Source organism: Nocardia abscessus (assembly GCF_015477775.1).
In the GTDB taxonomy this organism is placed as follows: Bacteria; Actinomycetota; Actinomycetes; order Mycobacteriales; family Mycobacteriaceae; genus Nocardia; species Nocardia abscessus_A.
In genome coordinates, this window is the sequence record NZ_JADLQO010000018.1 from 87,577 (window position 1) to 104,841 (window position 17,265).

Below are 17,265 nucleotides of genomic sequence, written 5' to 3' on the forward strand. Positions count from 1 at the left end.
GTCCCTACGCACGAGGTCCCCACAATCCGGCCAGAAGACTGAAGATCTGATCGGGGTCGCCGCCACTGGTGAGCGCCCAGTGGTCACCGGCGCGCAGAACGGCCGCGGACGCCGCGGTCAGCAGCTCGCTGTCCACGTCCGCTCGGACGACGCCGAGTGCGACGCCGTTGGCGAGCACGGAGCCGAGCCACGACTGCTCGTCCCCTGCCGGTATACGGGCGATCGCGGCGTCGGCCAGCGCGAGGTCCAGTGGATTGTCCCGGAGGAAACGGACCAGCGCGGCCGAGTTCTCGCGCAGACGCGTCCAGAACGCGTCGGAAGTGTCGGCAGCTACCCACGCCCCCAACTGTTGTCGCAGCCGATCGGCGACATCCGACAGCACCAGCGCGAGTATGTCTTCTTTCCCGTCGAAATACTGGTAGGCCGAGCTTTTCGAGATGCCGGCGTTGGCGATGATCGTGTTGTACGACGCCCCCTCCGGCCCGTGATGGGCGAACTCGACCTTCGCGGCGTCGATGATGGCGCGTTGTCGTTCCGGCGGGAGGCGGTGAAAACGAGGGAGCGGCATGCACCAACAGTACACACCTTTGGTGCACACCAGTAGTGCACTATCATTCGAAGCGACCCGCCCACTGGTGCCGTCGCCCCATCGCTTCTCGAGTTAGCTAGGAATTCGCCGTACGGCGGGGCACAATATCTGCAGGATGAATGTCCCGGAGTGATCCTGTCGGGTTCGACAGATCACTTCGCCCACTGATCGGAGGGCGAAACGGACGACATGCACCGAGACGGCGAGCGCCCGAGAGGGCTTTGCGTTTCCGCGCTGGCGGCGGTGGCGAACCCGTCGTACTCGCGAATCGACACGTGGAACCTGCTCGACGACGTCTGCCGTCGGCTCGCCGATGTCAATCGTGCCGGGCTGGACACCACCCACGAAGTCGCCCGGGTGCGGCGCCTCCTCGATCGTCTCGCCGCCTTCGAGCGGTACTGGCTGTACCCGGGCGCGGCGCGGCTGGCGGCGTTTCGCGGGTATCTCGCCGATCTCGCGACGGTGCGGCTCACCGAGGAAGTGTCGCTGGCCGTGCGGCTGCTCTCCGAGTACGGCGACCGCGCGGCCATGTTCGACACGTACGCGCCGCTGGCCGATCAGGAACTCGTGGCGCGGGCCAAACAGCAGCAGTTCTACACCGTTCTGCTCGGCGACGACTCCCCGCCCGAGGCCCCCGAGGGCTTGGCGGAGAGCCTGCGGGCGCTGCGCGACCCCTCGGACGACGTGCAGTTCGAGTTGCTCGTCGTTTCGAGCATCGAGGACGCCATCACCGCCGTCGCGTTGAACGGCGAGATCCAAGCGGCGATCATCCGGCACGACCTGCCGCTTCGTTCCCGCGACCGGGTGCCGTTGATGACCACGCTGCTCGGCGCCAACGACGACGTGGTCGCGAGCGAGCGCACCCACGACTGGATCGAATGCGGCGAGTGGATCAGGGAGCTGCGGCCGCATATCGACCTGTATCTGCTCACCGACGAGTCGATCGCCGCGGAGACCGAGGACGAGCCGAACGTCTACGATCGCACGTTCTATCGGCTCAACGACGTCACCGACCTGTACAGCACGGTGCTCGCCGGCGTCCGGAGCCGTTTCGCCACACCGTTTTTCGACGCCCTGCGTGCCTATGCGGCCGCCCCGGTCGGCCAGTTCCACGCCCTTCCCGTAGCGCGTGGCGCCAGCATCTTCAACTCAAAGTCGCTGCAGGACATGGGCGAGTTCTATGGCCGCAACATCTTCATGGCCGAGACGTCGTCCACCTCCGGTGGGCTGGACTCACTGCTGGACCCGCACGGCACGATCAGGGCGGCGATGGACAAAGCCGCCGAGACGTGGTGTGCCGATCAGACGTACTTCGTGACCAACGGGACATCCACCGCGAACAAGATCGTCGTGCAGGCCCTGACCCGGCCGGGCGACATCGTCCTGATCGACCGCAATTGCCATAAGTCGCACCACTACGGCCTGGTGCTCGCCGGGGCGTACCCGATGTACCTGGACGCCTACCCGCTCGCGCCGTTCGCGATCTACGGAGCCGTGTCCCTGCACACCATCAAGAAGGCGCTGCTGGACCTCGAGGTGGCCGGCCAACTTGACCGAGTGCGCATGCTGCTGCTGACCAATTGCACTTTCGACGGCATCGTCTACAACCCGCGGCGCGTGATGGAGGAGGTCCTGGCGATCAAGCCGGACATCTGCTTCCTGTGGGACGAGGCGTGGTACGCGTTCGCCACCGCGGTGCCGTGGGCACGACAGCGGACCGCGATGGTCGCCGCCGGGCAACTCGAATCGGCGTTGTCCTCGCCCGGCTACGCCGAGGAGTACCGCGAGTGGCATGCGTCGATGCGGGGAGTCGACCGTGCCGAGTGGAGCAACCACCGGCTGCTTCCCGATCCAGAGCGTGCGCGGGTGCGCGTGTACGCGACGCATTCCACGCACAAGTCGCTGTCGGCGCTTCGGCAGGCGTCGATGATCCACGTCCGCGACCAGGATTTCAAAGCTCTCGTCCGCGAGGCGTTCGCCGAGGCGTTCTTGACCCACACCTCGACGTCACCGAACCAGCAACTGCTCGCGTCGTTGGATCTGGCGCGTCGCCAGGTCGACATCGAGGGCTTCCAGCTGGTCCGGCACGTCTACGACATGGCGCTGGTGTTCCGTCACCGCGTCCGCAAAGACCGGCTGATCGGCAAGTGGTTCCGCATCCTCGACGAGGACGACCTGGTGCCCGACGAGTTCCGGTCCGCTGCGGTCCATTCGTATCGGCAGGTCAGGCAGGGGGGCTTGGCGGAGTGGAACGAGGCGTGGCGGTCGGATCAGTTCGTGCTCGACCCCACCCGGGTCACCCTGTTCATCGGCGACACCGGCATGAACGGGTACGAGTTCCGCGAGAAGATCCTGATGGACCGCTTCGGCATCCAGATCAACAAGACCTCGATCAACAGTGTGCTGTTGATCTTCACGATCGGCGTCACCTGGTCGAGCGTGCACTACCTGCTCGACGTGCTGCGCCGGGTGGCCACCGACTTCGAGAGCAGCCGCAGCGCGGCCGGTAAGGCCGATCGCGCCCTGCAACAGCGCCGGGTCGACGAGATCACCAAGGATCTGCCTGCGCTGCCCGACTTCAGCGTGTTCGACAGCGCGTTTCGTCCCGACGGCGCCAGCTCGTTCGGCGACATGCGATCGGCCTTCTACGCCGGATACGAGGAGTCCGACCGCGAACACGTTCTGCTCGGCGACGCCGGGCGACGGCTCGCCAAAGGGAAAACCCTGGTGTCCGCGACCTTCGTCGTCCCCTATCCACCCGGCTTCCCGGTGCTGGTCCCGGGGCAGGTGATCTCGAGGGAGATCCTGTATTTCCTGGCCGACCTCGATGTCAAGGAAATCCACGGATACAACCCCGACCTCGGGTTGTCGGTCTTCACCGAGGCCGCGCTGGCGCGGCTGGCCGCGGCTCGGCAAGCGCCGAGCGCGGCCCTTGCGTCAGGCAACTTCGAATAGCCCGGCTGCCCCCATTCCGCCGCCGATGCACATGCTGACCACCACATAGCGGACGCCTCGGCGGCGACCCTCTATCAATGCGTGGCCGACCTGTCGTGAGCCGGTCATCCCATAGGGGTGACCTACGGAGATGGCGCCGCCGTCGACGTTGCAGCGTTGTGGGTCGATACCGAGTTCGTCGCGGCAGTACAGAGCCTGAGAGGCGAAGGCTTCGTTGAGTTCCCACAGGCCGATGTCGTCGACGGTGAGGTGGTGGCGCCGGAGCAACTCGGGTATCGCGAAGACCGGGCCGACACCCATCTCGTCGGGTGCGCATCCGGCGACGGCCATGCCGCGATAAACCCCCAGCGGCGTGAGTCCTCGGCGCTCGGCCTCGCGGGCTTCCATCAGCACGCAGGCGGATGCCCCGTCCGACAGCTGAGAGGAGTTGCCCGCGGTGACGCTGGCTCGGGTGGTGAGTTGTCCGTCTGCCAGTACGGTCCGTAACGCCGCCAGGTCGGCCGCGGTCGTCGTAGGGCGGTTTCCTTCGTCATGTCGCAAGGTCACCACTTCTTCTGTGGGGGAATCGCCTTCGGCTGCTGGGACGGTCTTCACCGTCGTGATGGGGACGATCTCCGCGTCGAACCGCCCGGCTGCTCGAGCTTCGGCGGTTCGCCGCTGGGATACGAGCGCGAACTCGTCCTGCGCCTCGCGGCTCACGCCATATCGCTCGGCAACCAATTCGGCCGTGTGCAGCATCGGCATATAGATATCGGGACGATGCTCCAGCAGCCAGGGATCCTGCGCACGATACAGATTCAGATTGTTGTTCTGCACCAGCGAGATCGATTCGACGCCGCCACCGATCGTGGTTTGCATTCCGTCGACGACGATTTGCTTGGCCGCGGTGGCGATCGCCATCAGGCCGGAAGAACATTGACGATCGATACTCATGCCGGGTACCGATTCGGGAAGTCCGGCGCGGAGCACCGCCTGCCTGGCGATATTGGGGCCGGAAGAGCCCTGCTGCAGTGCACAGCCGAGCACGACGTCATCGATCTCGGCCGCGTCGAGGCCGGCTCGCCGCACGGCGTGGGAGATCACGTGACCGGCCAGCTCCTGGGCCTGGGTGTTGTTGAACGCTCCGCGGTATGCCTTGGCAATCGGCGTGCGGGCGGTGGAAAGGACAACGGCTTCTCGCACTTCGTTCACTCTCTCGAACATGACGTCAACATCAAGTTGTGGCGCGTCTGGTGATGCTTCGGTTTCGGGTGGTTGCCGGGGGCGACCCGGTTCTTACGGTTGGGAGGGGGAAGACAGTCTGAGGGAATTCGCCCACAGCCGTGTGGTGAGTGACACCAGATCGTCGAGGGTGCGCGGCCGCCCGGGGTCCCCGTCCTCGGAGGACACGAAATACCAGTACGCGATGCGGCTGACCATCGCAGACAGCGCCCACGACGTGAAGACCGGATCCAATTCATCGTCGACCGCACCGCGCCGCTGCAGTTGTTCGATGCTGTGCGCGTTGCGGAGAACGAACGCGTGCGCGCGTTTGCGCCGTAGATCCCGGAATTCCGGCTCGATCTGAACGACCTGTTCCAGGATCGCCATCAACTGGGCATTGCGTTCGTAGGCGGTGAAATAGGCGCGATTGCTCGCCTCGATGACCGCCCATGGGTCGTCGTCGTCGCTGACGTGCGGCGCGCCCGGGTGCAGCATATCTTCCTGAGCCTGCTCCAGCACCGCCGCGAAGATTTCTTCCTTGCTCGCGAAGTAGGTGTAGAAAGTGCCCGTCGAGCAGTGGGCCTCCATGGTGATGTCGGCGAGCCGTGCGTCGAGGTATCCCATGCGCTCGAAGACCGCGCGAGCCGCGGCGATCAGTGTCTGCCGGGTGCGTTGGCCGCGTTCGGTGGTGGGCAGCTCGCGTAGCAGGGCCTTCGGCACCATTGACGGCGGCTCGGAATCACGTCCCCGGGTTGATGACGGCATAGCAGTAGTTATACGGGACCGGTTGGCTGCCCTCCGATGAGCGCGGATCCGGAACGGCCGATGCCGGCACGTCCCGATGCGGGCGGGTGACTTCATCTCGCCTCCCGCGCCGCCTCGGACAGACCGAGTTCGGCCAATTGCCGTCCGACTTCCGCTCGGTGGCGCGCCTCGTCCTGCCGTGCCCGTTTCGGGCTCCATCGGCCGCTCATGACGAACGTCAGCGGGATGAAGACGAGCTGGCCTGCCAGGCACACCAACCACCATCGCTGCCATTGCGCCGGGTTGCGCCGTTCGGCGTCGGCGACGGCCGGGCCGTGCACCCGAAGGAATTGCTGGTCCGCCCGCGGGATCGGGTGGTCGGTCAATTGCCGGACTCGCGCTCGGGCGGTCGGTTCATCGGGGGCGGCCCCGCCGGCCAGCAGTTGCGTGACCGCGTCGTCGCGTGTACGAGCATCCGAGGCTCCGTCGGCCAGCGCCGCGCGGGTCGCCGGAGTGAGACTGTCCAACGTGGCGAGCTGGGACCGATAAGCGGTGGTGATCCGGGACACCTCGTGACCTTGGTCGGCGAGGGTGGACACCGCAGGCAGCATCAGCCCGAACCCGGCCAGCGCCAGGGTGACGACGAGTCTGTTGATCCATGCCCACAGGGCCAGGCCGGTCGCCGTGGCGGCCGGATTGTGGCGTTCGACGGTTTCGGTGAAGCCGGCCATCCAGGTGCAATACGCCAGCCCGGTCCCGCTACCGAGCACCACGAGCACGATCGCGAAATGGTGGAAGCTGGTGTCGGGTCGCGTGGCCAGCCCGGCGAACACAGCCACCGCGCCGGCGCTGAGAACGCCACCGGCGATCATGAAAGGTTTACGTACGCGCAGCCGGTCCGAGATCGCCCCGCTGATCGGCAGGGCGAGCCCGATACTGATCCAGAACCATTCGGCGAGCGCGTTGGCCCGCGCCTCCGAATAGCCGAAGACGGTGGCGAAGTAGACGACGAAGAATCCGACAGCGATGTAATAGAAGATCAAGTACACGCTGATCGCCCCTGCCGAGGCGACGACATCGAGGCGCAGCATCTGTCGCCAGTGCCCTTGCAAGGCGCGGACAGGATCGATCTGGCGTGCGCGTGCCTCGATCAACTCCCGGTCGCGCAGGCTGACCATGAGTTGGTCACGCAGCCTCGGCGCCAATTCGCGCAAACCGAGCAGGGCGATCACCGCCGCGATCAAACCGATCGTCCCGCAGACCCGGAACTGGAACTGCCAATCGGGATGGGCGGCCGCGGTGCGGCTCGATATGGTGGTCACCAGGATGCTGCCCAGGACCGGACCCAAAGTCCAGTACCCCATCGCCGAGGCGCGGCCCAACTGCGGCGAGAAGTCGCGGATCAGCGCCGGGGTGGCCACCAGGACGACGCCCTCCACCGCGCACAGCAGGACGAAAAGGCAACTGTACATGCCGAAGCTGGAAGCTGCGGGCAAGCCGAACAGGACCAGCAATCCGGTGATCAGCAGCCCGGCGACGACGAGGTTGGCGCGGCCCCACCGATCCGCGAGCCCGGCGGCGAGCGAAGCGAAAGCGCCGAGCAGATTCCCGATCACGGCGATCCCCACGAATTCGCCGAACGAAGCATCCAACGCGCTCATGATGGTTGTCGCCACTGCCCCTTGGACATACAGCTCGTAGTACAACACGACGGTGCACAACACCGTGATAGCCAGATACGAATACCGCTTCGGGGCAGACGGATAATGATCCAGCTGGCGGCGCCACAACCAATTCAAGGGCATCACGTGGCCCCCCTCTTTCCTTCGGCAGTACTCTGCGAAACGGGCCGGTTCGTGAACAGCGCAGGCAAATCACGCTTGACGATCTTGCCGGACGGCCCTTTGGGTAATTCATCGATGATTCGGACGCTGCGGGGGTATTTGTAGGCGGCGACACGTTGGCGGCAGAATTCGATGATTTGCCGCGGCTCGGCCCGCGTGCCGGGTCGCAGCGTCACCACGGCGTGCACTTCCTCGCCGAGGCGTGCGTCGGGGACCCCGATCACGGCGGCCTCGGCGATGGCGGGGTGGGTATAGAGGACTTCTTCGACCTCGCGCGGATAGACGTTGTATCCGCCGCGGATGACTAGGTCCTTCTTGCGGTCGACGACGAACAGGTAACCGTCGTCGTCCCGGTAGCCCAGATCGCCGGTGTGGAGCCAACCGTGGGTGAAAGCGGCGGCGGTCGCGTCGGGGCGGCGGTGATACCGCTCGATCACATTGTGTCCGGTCAACACGATCTCGCCGATGTGGTCCGGTCCCGGCGGGAGAGGATTGCCCTGGTCGTCGACGATGCGCAGCTGGACACCCCAGATCGGTTTGCCGACCGACCCGAACCGTCTGTCACCGGGCCTGTTGACCGTGGCCGAGCCCGCGGTCTCCGACAAGCCGTACCCCTCGACGATCGGGATGCCGAATCGCTGCTCGAATCGGCTGTGGATCTCGGCGGGCATGGACGCTCCCCCGGACGCGCCGATCCGCAGTCGGGACAGGTCGAATCGAGAGGAGTCGGCCCCCAGCAGTTCGAAGTACATCGTCGGTACGCCGAGCACGATGCTCACCCCGTCCCGTTCCATCTGGCGTAGGGCCTCATCGGCACTGAATCGGCGCATCACCGACAGCGCGGCGCCGAAACGCACTGCGGCATTGAGCATTCCCAGGCCGTAGACGTGGAACATCGACAGACCCCCCAGAGCGATATCGCCGGGGCGCACATCGACCGTCTCCGCCGACAGCGTGCAGTTCATGTACAGCTGGAAGTGCGTAAGGGGGGCGCCTTTGGGCGCTCCTGTGGTGCCACTCGTGTACAGCAGCACCGCCGTGTCGGTCGGGGAGGTCGGCTCGATCCCGCCGACGCCGATCCCCGCCGCACCGCTGTCATCGATCAGTAGCTCGCGATAGGAACGCACCTGGGCCGGCAACTCCGCCGCCGCTTCGCAGACCGCGAAAATACTTACACCATCGCTTATTTCGGATCCCACGCAGACCTCGTCGAGAAACCGGTGATGGGCCAGCACGGCGCATGCGCCGGAGTCGGCGAGAAGGTAAGCCAGTTCGCGAGCCTTCAGCAGTGGATTGAGCAGCAGGACCGTAACCCCTGCTGCGAGGGCCCCGAAATAGGCGACGACGAATTCGACGCCGTTCGGCAGCGCGATCGCGAGCACCGAGCCCCGCTCCATACCCTCGCGGGCGAGCCCGCGGGCGAATCGGCTGGCCTCGTCGTCGATCTCGGCATAGCTCATCGGACGGCCATCGATGAGCAGACAGGGCGCTTGCGGGGCGGCGGTGCGCGACTCACGCAAGATGGCGGCCAGGTTGAAACTCATAGCACGACCAGGGCGAGTATCTCGGCCACGCAGGCGGGTTTGGGCGCCCCCTCGATCTCGATCGTGTGCCGCATCGTGAGCCGGGCTCCGTCGGGAAGCTCCGACACGTCGAGCAGTTCAGCGCGGTCGCGCAGCCGCGAGCCGACCGGGACGGGGGCGGGGAACCGCACTTTTCCGGTGCCGTAGTTGACCCCCATGCGGGCGCCCTCCATCGAGAACAACCGCTCGCTGAAGTACGGGATCAGCGACAGGGTGAGGTAACCGTGGGCGATCGTTGCACCGAACGGGCCGCGAGCGGCCCGTTGCGGGTCGGTGTGGATCCATTGATGATCTCCGGTGGCCTCGGCGAACCGGTCGATCCGCTGTTGGGTGATGGTGAGCCAGTCGGTGATTCCGACGATGTCGCCGACGGCGGCGGTGAGCTCGTCGAAGGTGGCGAATACTCGCATCTGTGTGCCGTTCTACGCGGGGAGGTCCAGCAGGGTTGCCAGGGCAGCGTGGTGCGCCTCGACCGAACCGAGTGCCAACTGGTCGGCTTTGGCCCGCTTCAGATACAGATGAGCGGGGTGTTCCCAGGTGAAACCGATGCCCCCGTGCAACTGGACGGCCTCTTCGGCGGCTTGCACCGCGGTGCGGGAACAGAACGCCTGCGCGACGCTGACTGCGATCGGAACGTCGCGATCGGCATCGGCGACACAGGTTGCGGCGTACCTAGCGGCCGCACGGGCTTGGCCGAGGTTCACGTGCAGGTCGGCCAGCCGGTGCTTGACCGCTTGGTAGGAGCCGACGGGACGACCGAACTGGTATCGGGTCTTGACGTATTCCACGGTGGAGTCCAGACAGTAGGCGGCGATTCCGACCTGCTCGGCGGCCAATATCGCGGCGCCCACCGAGAGCGCGTGGCGCAGCGCGGCTTCGGCGTCACGGCCGTGGGCCAGCAAAGTGGCAGGCGCCGAATACAACCGCAGTGTCGCGATCGGACGGGTGAGATCCAGCGACGTCACCGCTTCGATGGCGACACCGTCGGAATCGGCGTCGACCAGGTAGAGGCCGACGGTTCCGTCGGCCGCTCGGGCGGGCACGACGATCCCCTGGGCAGGCATCAGATCGGCGATCGAGTCGATGGCGCCGGTCAATTCGAGGCCATCCGCCTGCACCGTGGTCGCCACGTCGCCGGTGGGCGACGCGGTCAAGGGCACCGCGAGCGTTGTGAGCGTGGATCCGTCGGCGATCGCGGCGAGCAGGTCGAGTGTGTCGGGCCGGTGCGGCGCGCCCAGCAGGGCCGCGGTAGCGAAGACCGTGCCCAGGTAGGGCAGCGGCGCGACCGTTCGGCCGATCTCTTCGGCGACCACCGCGACCTCACGCCAGGTCGCGCCGGCTCCGCCGGATTCCTCGGCGATCGGCAGACCGGCGAGACCGATCTCGTGCGCGAGAGTCGACCAGGCCCGGCCGTCGTAGGGCTCGTCGGTCTCGATCCGCGCCAGGATCGATGTCGCGGTGGCCGCGTCGGCCAGAAACGCGCGTACGGTGGCGCGCAGGTCGTCTTCGTCCGCGCTGTAGAGCAGATGTTCGGCCGGTTCCAGGGTGGCGTTCATCGGGGCAGGTCCTTCCAGGCGACGCCGGTGTCGTGGCGGGTCTCGGCGGGCAGGCCGAGCACTCGCTCGGCGATGATGTTTCGCAGGATTTCGCTGGTGCCGCCCTCGATCGAATTGCCTTTGGCGCGCAGGTACCGGTAGCCGGCACTGCGGGCACGGAAATCGACCGTGGCGGGACGGCGCATTTCCCAGCGCTCGTAGCGCAGTGCCTCCTCGCCGAGCAGATCCAGTTCCAGCGATGACGCCGCTTGGTTGATGCGGGCGAAGGCGATCTTCGCGCCGGCCCCTTCGTTGCCGGTGCCGCCGGAAGCGAGCAGACGACGCTGCCGCTCGCCGGCCAAGCGGGCGACTTCGGCTTCGACCCACAACCCGACAAGTCGTTCACGCAGACCGGGTTTGCGCAGTTCGGGGCGATCGCGCCAGAGGTCGGCGACGATGCCGATCATGCCGTCCTCGCGCGGCGCCGCGCCGCCGCCGATGAAGACTCGTTCGTTCATCAGCGTGGTCATCGCGACGGACCAGCCTGCACCCACCTCGCCGAGCCGGTCGGCGTCGGGGATGCGCGCCTCGGTCAGGAATACCTCGTTGAATTCGGCCTCACCGGTGGCCTGACGCAGCGGGCGAACATCGACGCCGGGCTGGTCCATATCGCACACGAAATAGGTCAGTCCGCGATGCTTGGTCGCCTCGGGGTCGGTGCGAGCCAGCAGTATCGCGAATCGGGCTTCGTGGGCCATGGAGGTCCACACCTTCTGGCCGGTGACCACCCAGTCGTCGCCGTCACGGATCGCCCGTGTGCCGACCGCCGCCAGATCCGAGCCCGCATCCGGTTCGCTGAACAGCTGGCACCAGACCTGTTCTCCGGTCCACAGCGGTCGCAGCCATCGCGACTGTTGTTCGGCTGTGCCGTGGGCCAGGATGGTCGGCGCGGCCATGCCCAGGCCGACACCGATCCGTCCTGGATCGTTGCCGGGTGCGTCCGCCTCGGTGAACAGGGCGTCGACATGGGGTTGCAGCGCTCGCGGTGCGCCCAGGCCGCCGAGACCTTGTGGGTAGTGGATCCAGGCCAGCCCGGCGTCGAATCGGGCCCGCAGGAAAGCCAGTGGTTCGGTCTGCCGCGGATCGTTGGCGCGGAGGAATTCGGCGACGTGCTTTTCGATTTCGTCGATGGTGGGATTCACGCGACCGGACCTCCGGCGACGTAGAGCACCTGACCGGAGACGTACCCCGCCCCCTCGCTGGTGAGGAAGGCTATGGCATGGGCGATGTCCTCGGGCGAACCGACCCGGCCGACCGCGATTTTCGCCGCCATCGCGGCTTGGAGCTCGTCGAAGTCGATGCCGGTGCGGGCGGCCGCTGCGGCGGTCATGTCGGTCACGGTGAACCCGGGGGCCACGGCATTGACGGTGGCGCCGAACCGGCCGAGCTCGATGGCCAGAGTCTTGGTGAATCCCTGCAAACCGGCTTTGGCGGCAGCGTAATTGGCCTGCCCGCGGTTGCCCAGCGCCGAGGTGCTCGACAGGTTCACGATTCGTCCCCAACCGGCATCGGTGATGTGCTTTTGCACCGCACGCGACATGAGGAAGGCGCCGCGCAGGTGGACGCCGACGACCGTGTCCCAGTCCTCGTCGGTCATCTTGAACAGCAGGTTGTCGCGGGTGACCCCGGCATTGTTGACCAGCACTGTCGGCGGTCCCAACTCCTCGACGACCCGGCCGACCGCGTGCTCGACCTGCCCGGGGTCGGCGACATCGGCGCCGAAAGCCGCGGCGCGCCCGCCGGTTTCGGCGATGGCGCGCACTGTGTCGGCGCACTGCTCGGAGTCGAGATCGAGCACGGCCACGGCCATGCCCTCGGCCGCGAGCCGCACGGCGGTCGCGGCGCCGATGCCGCGCGCGGCGCCGGTGACGATCGCGACGCGCTCGGTGGGATCAGGAACGGAAGATGTCATGAGTTTCCTCGAAAACGTTGAAGAAGTGAGTATTTCGATGCCGTCGAGCGGCGGCTTCAGTCGCTGAGCGCGGATAGTCCGTGCGCCGCGATGGGCTCGACCAGTGCGCCGATGCGCTCGAAACCCGGTCCGACCGTCTTGCCCTTGCGGTATCGGAAGTGGATTCCTTCGAGAATCGCGGCGACCTTGAAGAACCCGAAAGCCAGGTACCAGGACAGATCGGACAGGTCGGCGCCGGTCTGAGTGCCGTAGCGGCGCAGCAGCTCCGCGGACGGCGCGAATCCGGCGTCGGCGCTGACACCGCCGGACAGTGGGTTGCCGGGCATCTCCGCCAGCCCGTCCCAGTACGCCGCGAACAGCCCGAGGTCGGCCAAGGGGTCACCGATCGTGGACAGCTCCCAGTCCACGATCGCGGCCAGTGAATCGTCCTCGGCCACAATGGTGTTGTCGAGCCGGAAGTCGCCGTGCACCACCGCGCCGGCCCGATCGGGCGGGACCGCGCCCATCAGCCGATCGCGCAGTCGGCCCAGGTCGGGAAGTTCGCGGCTGCGGGAGGCGGCCAACTGCTTGGACCAGCGTTGCAGCTGGCGGCACAGATAGCCCTCCGGACGGCCCAGTCCTTCGAGTCCGACGGTGTGTGGACCGATCGTGTGCAGCTCGGCCAGCGCGTCGACGAGCGCGAACGATATGCGGCGCGCCCGTGCCGGTCCGAGGTGGGCGGTGTCGGCACGGGTGCGATAGACCGTGCCCTCGACCTCACGCATCAGATAGAAAGGCGCGCCGATGAGATGCGGGTCGTCGCACAAGAGGACGACATCGGGCACCGGGACGGCGGTGGGCGCCAATGCCGACATGACCCGGTATTCGCGGGCCATATCGTGTGCGGTGGCGAGCACGTGACCCAGCGGAGGGCGACGCAGCACCCATCTTCGCGTGCCGTCGGTCAGGCGATAGGTGAGGTTGGAGCGACCGCCGGCGATCAGCTCGATGCGCAGGGCGCTCGTATCGATCTCGGGCAGTTCGCTGCCCAAGTACTGTCGCAGGGCATCGAGGTCGACCCCGATGTCGTCGCCGGGTGATGCGGGAGTTTCGGTCACGATATTTCTCTCTTGCTGCGGGATCACCGCGTCCAATGGGCGGGGCGGTGACGTCGCCAGATCGTCTTGTGCTGGTTCGGTGTCGGCGGCAGCTGCGGGAACACCCCGAAGCGGGTGGCGAGTTCTTCCGCGGTGGTGGCGGCATCGCCGTGCACGATGCCGTCGATTCCGGCGCGGCGGGCGCCGTCGATGTTGTGCGGCAGATCGTCGATCATGACGACGTTCGCCGGATCGACTCCGAGTTTCCGGCAGGCCAGCTGGTACATCGCCCGGGACGGCTTGCGCAGTCCGACCTCGGCCGACACGATGGCGACATCCACCAGCGCGCGGAGGTCGACGCCGTCGTAGCAACCGCGTCCCAGCGAGTTCGACACCAGCGCAACCGGATGCCCCGCCGCCTTGATCCCGGCGACCAGTTCGATCATCGCGGCATCGGGTCGGATTCCTGATCGCATTCGCTGCAGCAAACCGGTGGCCTCGACGGTCCCGCCGTGCTGGGTGAGCGCGGTGGCCATGACCGTTTCGAAATGCTCGTCGGTGAGGCGACCTGTCTCGAATTCGATGAAAGCCGAATGGACGAGCGGATCGGAAACAAGGAGGCGGAACGGAAGCTCCGGTGCGACACCGATACTTCGCGCGAACGCTCGAAATCCATCGAACACGCTCGTGGTCAGCACTCCGCCGAAGTCGATGAAGACGGCCCGGGTCTTCATGTCGTCGATGTCCTGTCATCAGGGGCAACCGCCGAGAAGGACCGGAACCGGCCTGCGTCGCCGAGCATCTGGCCACCGTCGACGACCAGTGTCGTTCCGGTGATCCAGGACGCGGCCTCGGAGACGAGGAAGAGGATGGCGGCGCCGATGTCGTCCGGTTCTCCGATCCGCGTCATCGCGGTGGCGCTCGCTACTTCGGACTCGTGCTCTTCCCACAATGCCTTGGCCAGTTGGGTGCGGACCACACCCGGCGCGACCGCGTTGACCCGGACTCGCGGACCGAGCTCCAGCGCCAGCTGCTCGGTGAGGTGAACGACGGCGGCCTTGGAGGCGTTGTAGAAGCCGAGGCCCGACTCGTGGAGAAATCCGCCGATCGAGGCAGTATTGACGATTGCTCCCCCGTGCTCGCCCATCCATGCCTCGACAGCCAATTTCGTCCACAGAATCGGCGCCCAGACGTTGACGTCGAAGGTTTTGGCGAATCGGGCTTTGTCTTGGCCGATGAGTGGGCCGAAGGCCGGATTCGTACCGGCATTGTTGATCAGGATATCGATGCTGCCGTAGGTCCCGAGTGCGAAGTCGATGCACTTGCGGGCAGCGTCTTCGTCGGCGACGTGTGCGCCGAATCCCACCGCGCCCGCACCGATGGCTTCCGCCGCCGCCTCGGCGTCCGCCTGCGAGCGCGATGTGAGTACCACTTTCGCTCCCGCCGTCACCAGCGCACGGGCGGTCGCCGATCCGATTCCCCGCGAGCCCCCGGTGACGATCGCGGTCTTCCCGCTCAGTTCCTGCAAAGGGTGGTTCACCAGCCCTCCTTTTCGATGCTCATGTCCGTCCCTCGGGTGCTCACCGCGACCGCAATGCTTGGAAAGCGGGATCTCGCCGCTGCAGATAGCTCGTCACGCCTTCGGCGGCATCGGGGTGGCGGAACGACTCGAGCATGAGCCGGTCGGCCTCGACGGCGGCAGGCTCGAATTCGGTGTGCAGGCCCTCGTACACCTGCTGCTTGATAACGCTCATCGAGCTCGGCGAGCTGAAGGCGGCGAGCTCGGCGGCGTAGTCCACGGCGGCTTGGACCAGGTCCTCCGCCGCCACCACACGGTCGGCGAGGCCGAGTCGGCAAGCTTCCTCGCCGCTGACCACCCGGCCCGACAGCAGCAGGTCCAGCGCCTTGCTCGTTCCGATCAAGCGCGGCAGCAGCCAGGCGATTCCGTATTCGGCGATCAGACCGCGCCGCACGAACGCCGTGGTGAATTTCGCCGCGGGTGTGGTGAAACGAAGGTCGCAGTACAACGCCTCGACCAGGCCCAAACCCGCCGCGGCACCGTTGACGGCTGCGATCATCGGCTTGCGCACCGTCAGCGGATGCCACCGTGGCCGCGACCGCTCGGGCGGTCGCAAGTCGTCCGTGGTGCTGACGTCGTGCAGGTCGTCCAGATCCGCACCGGCGCAGAAGCCGCGGCCTGTCCCGGTGACCACGATCGACCGCACCTCGGGATCGCTGTCGGCGGCGTCGAGGAGTTCGAAGTATCGCTGCTCCAACTCGTCGTTCCACGCATTGAGGCGCGCGGGCCGATTCAAGGTGAGAACGAGCACGGCACCGCGCCGCTCGGCGAGCACCGGCTGTTCGGTCTCGGCACGCTCCGGCTGACTCATCGCTGTTCCCGTCCTTCGATCGAAGCGGTGTGTCCGGATCGGACGGTGGCACGGTGTTTACGCAGTTCGTGCGTGGCGATAGCGCGTTTGTGCACTTCATCGGGGCCGTCGGCAAGGCGCAACGTGCGCAGGCTCGCCCAGAAGCGGGCCAACGGGACATCGTCGGTGACCCCTGCTCCGCCATGGACCTGAATTGCGCGATCGACGATTTCGAGCGCCATGCCGGGTGCCGCGACCTTGATGGCGGCGATCTCCGTGCGGGCGGCCTTGTTCCCGACGGTGTCCATCATCCAGGCCGCTTTGAGTGTCAACAGCCGAGTCTTCTCGATCTCGACGCGCGCCTCGGCGATCCAGTCCTGGATATTGCTCCGCTCGCTCAGCGGCGACCCGAAGGTCACGCGGGCGTCCGCGCGCAGGCACATCAGTTCCAGCGCCCGCTCCGCCACACCGATCGCTCGCATGCAGTGGTGGATGCGGCCTGGTCCCAGACGAGCCTGGCTGATCGCGAAGCCCTCCCCCTCACCCGCCAGCAGGTCGGCGGCCGGGACCCGGACGTTGCGAAAATCGATTTCGGCATGTCCCTCGCGGTCGAGGTATCCGAACACGGGAAGACTGCGGACAATCGTGACGCCCGGGGCGTGCATCGGCACGACGACCATCGACTGCCTGCGATGTACGGGGCCTTCCTGCGTGGTCTTGCCCATCACGATCAGCACCGCGCAGTTCTTGTGCATGGCATTGGAGGCGAACCACTTCCGGCCGTTGAGTACGTACTCGTCGCCGTCTCGCTCGATTCGCAGCTCGATATTCGTGGCATCCGAACTGGCCACCGCGGGCTCGGTCATCGCGAACGCCGAACGGATCGTTCCCGCCAGCAACGGTTTCAGATATTTCTCCTGATGCTCCGCGGTCCCGAAGAGCGTCAGCACCTCCATGTTCCCCGTATCCGGTGCGGCGCAGTTGCACGCCTCCGGCGCCAAATGCGGGCTGCGGCCCATGATTTCGGCGAGCGGCGCGTATTCCAGATTCGTCAGCCCCGGTCCCCACTGCGGGTTCGGATGAAAGAGATTCCACAGCCCGCGGCGGTGAGCCTCGGCCTTGAGCTCCTCGAGGACCGTCGGGTGATGATGCGCATCTCCCGACGCCCGTATCTGTTCCTCGTACACAGCCTCGGCCGGATAGACGCATTCGTCCATGAATGCCAGCAAATCGGCCTGATACCGCTTCGCGCGGTCGGACACAGTGAACAATTCCACGAAAACTCCTTGATCGAGCGTTACGGCCGGACTCGGCCCAGAAACCCCTGTTTTTTGTTGTACTTGAACATGACGTCAATTTCAATATCTTCGGCAGAAGCCTCCCGCGAGGCCCTCC

Annotated in this window: 15 protein-coding genes; 1 reads left to right on the forward strand and 14 read right to left on the reverse strand. The window is 66.4% G+C overall.

Annotated elements, in window-relative coordinates:
• Positions 1 to 4: 4 nt before the first annotated feature.
• The gene (locus IU450_RS33100; RefSeq protein ID WP_228835468.1) at positions 5 to 568 is read right to left on the reverse strand and encodes a TetR/AcrR family transcriptional regulator; all 564 of its coding nucleotides are present in this window, start codon (positions 566 to 568) and stop codon (positions 5 to 7) included.
• A gap of 210 nt (positions 569 to 778) precedes the next feature.
• On the opposite strand from IU450_RS33100, the gene IU450_RS33105 reads away from it, so the two are divergent.
• Positions 779 to 3,544, forward strand: a complete 2,766-nt coding sequence (locus IU450_RS33105; RefSeq protein ID WP_195153646.1) for an aminotransferase class I/II-fold pyridoxal phosphate-dependent enzyme — start codon at positions 779 to 781, stop codon at positions 3,542 to 3,544.
• Here the strand turns inward: IU450_RS33105 and IU450_RS33110 are convergent.
• The 13 genes from IU450_RS33110 to IU450_RS33170 all read right to left on the reverse strand — a co-directional run bounded on the left by IU450_RS33110 (position 3,527) and on the right by IU450_RS33170 (position 17,147).
• On the reverse strand, positions 3,527 to 4,726 hold the full coding sequence (locus tag IU450_RS33110) for an acetyl-CoA C-acyltransferase (protein ID WP_195153744.1): 1,200 nt from the start codon (positions 4,724 to 4,726) through the stop codon (positions 3,527 to 3,529). The two genes, IU450_RS33105 and IU450_RS33110, sit on opposite strands and share 18 nt — an antisense overlap.
• A 93-nt stretch (positions 4,727 to 4,819) precedes the next feature.
• Positions 4,820 to 5,470 carry a TetR/AcrR family transcriptional regulator gene (locus IU450_RS33115; RefSeq protein WP_195153647.1) on the reverse strand — a complete coding sequence of 217 codons (651 nt, stop codon included), beginning with the start codon at positions 5,468 to 5,470 and terminating at the stop codon, positions 4,820 to 4,822.
• Positions 5,471 to 5,604: 134 nt separating this feature from the next.
• Positions 5,605 to 7,296 (reverse strand): MFS transporter, encoded by a 1,692-nt coding sequence (locus IU450_RS33120; RefSeq protein ID WP_195153745.1) that lies wholly within the window; start codon positions 7,294 to 7,296, stop codon positions 5,605 to 5,607.
• Positions 7,296 to 8,879 carry a long-chain-fatty-acid--CoA ligase gene (locus tag IU450_RS33125; RefSeq protein WP_195153648.1) on the reverse strand — a complete coding sequence of 528 codons (1,584 nt, stop codon included), beginning with the start codon at positions 8,877 to 8,879 and terminating at the stop codon, positions 7,296 to 7,298. The genes IU450_RS33120 and IU450_RS33125 overlap by 1 nt, the downstream gene beginning before the upstream one ends.
• Entirely contained in the window at positions 8,876 to 9,328 is a 453-nt protein-coding gene (locus IU450_RS33130; RefSeq protein ID WP_195153649.1) for a MaoC family dehydratase, read from the reverse strand. The genes IU450_RS33125 and IU450_RS33130 overlap by 4 nt, the downstream gene beginning before the upstream one ends.
• Before the next feature lie 12 nt (positions 9,329 to 9,340).
• On the reverse strand, positions 9,341 to 10,474 hold the full coding sequence (locus tag IU450_RS33135) for an acyl-CoA dehydrogenase family protein (RefSeq protein ID WP_195153650.1): 1,134 nt from the start codon (positions 10,472 to 10,474) through the stop codon (positions 9,341 to 9,343).
• On the reverse strand, positions 10,471 to 11,655 hold the full coding sequence (locus tag IU450_RS33140; protein WP_195153651.1) for an acyl-CoA dehydrogenase family protein: 1,185 nt from the start codon (positions 11,653 to 11,655) through the stop codon (positions 10,471 to 10,473). The genes IU450_RS33135 and IU450_RS33140 overlap by 4 nt, the downstream gene beginning before the upstream one ends.
• Entirely contained in the window at positions 11,652 to 12,425 is a 774-nt protein-coding gene (gene fabG, locus IU450_RS33145) for a 3-oxoacyl-ACP reductase FabG (protein ID WP_195153652.1), read from the reverse strand. Before fabG ends, IU450_RS33140 begins: the two co-directional genes overlap by 4 nt.
• A gap of 56 nt (positions 12,426 to 12,481) precedes the next feature.
• Positions 12,482 to 13,522: a phosphotransferase family protein gene (locus tag IU450_RS33150; RefSeq protein WP_195153653.1), complete on the reverse strand. Its 1,041-nt coding sequence runs from the start codon at positions 13,520 to 13,522 to the stop codon at positions 12,482 to 12,484.
• Between the two features lie 23 nt (positions 13,523 to 13,545).
• Positions 13,546 to 14,235 (reverse strand): HAD family hydrolase, encoded by a 690-nt coding sequence (locus IU450_RS33155; protein ID WP_195153654.1) that lies wholly within the window; start codon positions 14,233 to 14,235, stop codon positions 13,546 to 13,548.
• Positions 14,232 to 15,041, reverse strand: coding sequence for an SDR family oxidoreductase (locus tag IU450_RS33160; RefSeq protein WP_416382930.1), 810 nt, complete (start codon positions 15,039 to 15,041; stop codon positions 14,232 to 14,234). Before IU450_RS33160 ends, IU450_RS33155 begins: the two co-directional genes overlap by 4 nt.
• A 40-nt stretch (positions 15,042 to 15,081) precedes the next feature.
• A complete protein-coding gene (locus tag IU450_RS33165; RefSeq protein ID WP_195153655.1) occupies positions 15,082 to 15,891 on the reverse strand; it encodes an enoyl-CoA hydratase-related protein in 810 nt (269 codons plus the stop codon).
• On the reverse strand, positions 15,888 to 17,147 hold the full coding sequence (locus IU450_RS33170) for an acyl-CoA dehydrogenase family protein (protein ID WP_195153656.1): 1,260 nt from the start codon (positions 17,145 to 17,147) through the stop codon (positions 15,888 to 15,890). Before IU450_RS33170 ends, IU450_RS33165 begins: the two co-directional genes overlap by 4 nt.
• Positions 17,148 to 17,265 lie beyond the last annotated feature (118 nt).

Coding starts and splice junctions, on each gene's coding strand:
- IU450_RS33130 (WP_195153649.1), bottom strand. CDS start 9,328: ATGCGAGTATTCGCCACCTTCGACGAGCTCACCGCCGCCGTCGGCGAC.
- IU450_RS33115 (WP_195153647.1), bottom strand. CDS start 5,470: ATGGTGCCGAAGGCCCTGCTACGCGAGCTGCCCACCACCGAACGCGGC.
- IU450_RS33120 (WP_195153745.1), bottom strand. CDS start 7,296: ATGCCCTTGAATTGGTTGTGGCGCCGCCAGCTGGATCATTATCCGTCT.
- IU450_RS33105 (WP_195153646.1), top strand. CDS start 779: ATGCACCGAGACGGCGAGCGCCCGAGAGGGCTTTGCGTTTCCGCGCTG.
- IU450_RS33165 (WP_195153655.1), bottom strand. CDS start 15,891: ATGAGTCAGCCGGAGCGTGCCGAGACCGAACAGCCGGTGCTCGCCGAG.
- IU450_RS33100 (WP_228835468.1), bottom strand. CDS start 568: ATGCCGCTCCCTCGTTTTCACCGCCTCCCGCCGGAACGACAACGCGCC.
- fabG (WP_195153652.1), bottom strand. CDS start 12,425: ATGACATCTTCCGTTCCTGATCCCACCGAGCGCGTCGCGATCGTCACC.
- IU450_RS33155 (WP_195153654.1), bottom strand. CDS start 14,235: ATGAAGACCCGGGCCGTCTTCATCGACTTCGGCGGAGTGCTGACCACG.
- IU450_RS33125 (WP_195153648.1), bottom strand. CDS start 8,879: ATGAGTTTCAACCTGGCCGCCATCTTGCGTGAGTCGCGCACCGCCGCC.
- IU450_RS33135 (WP_195153650.1), bottom strand. CDS start 10,474: ATGAACGCCACCCTGGAACCGGCCGAACATCTGCTCTACAGCGCGGAC.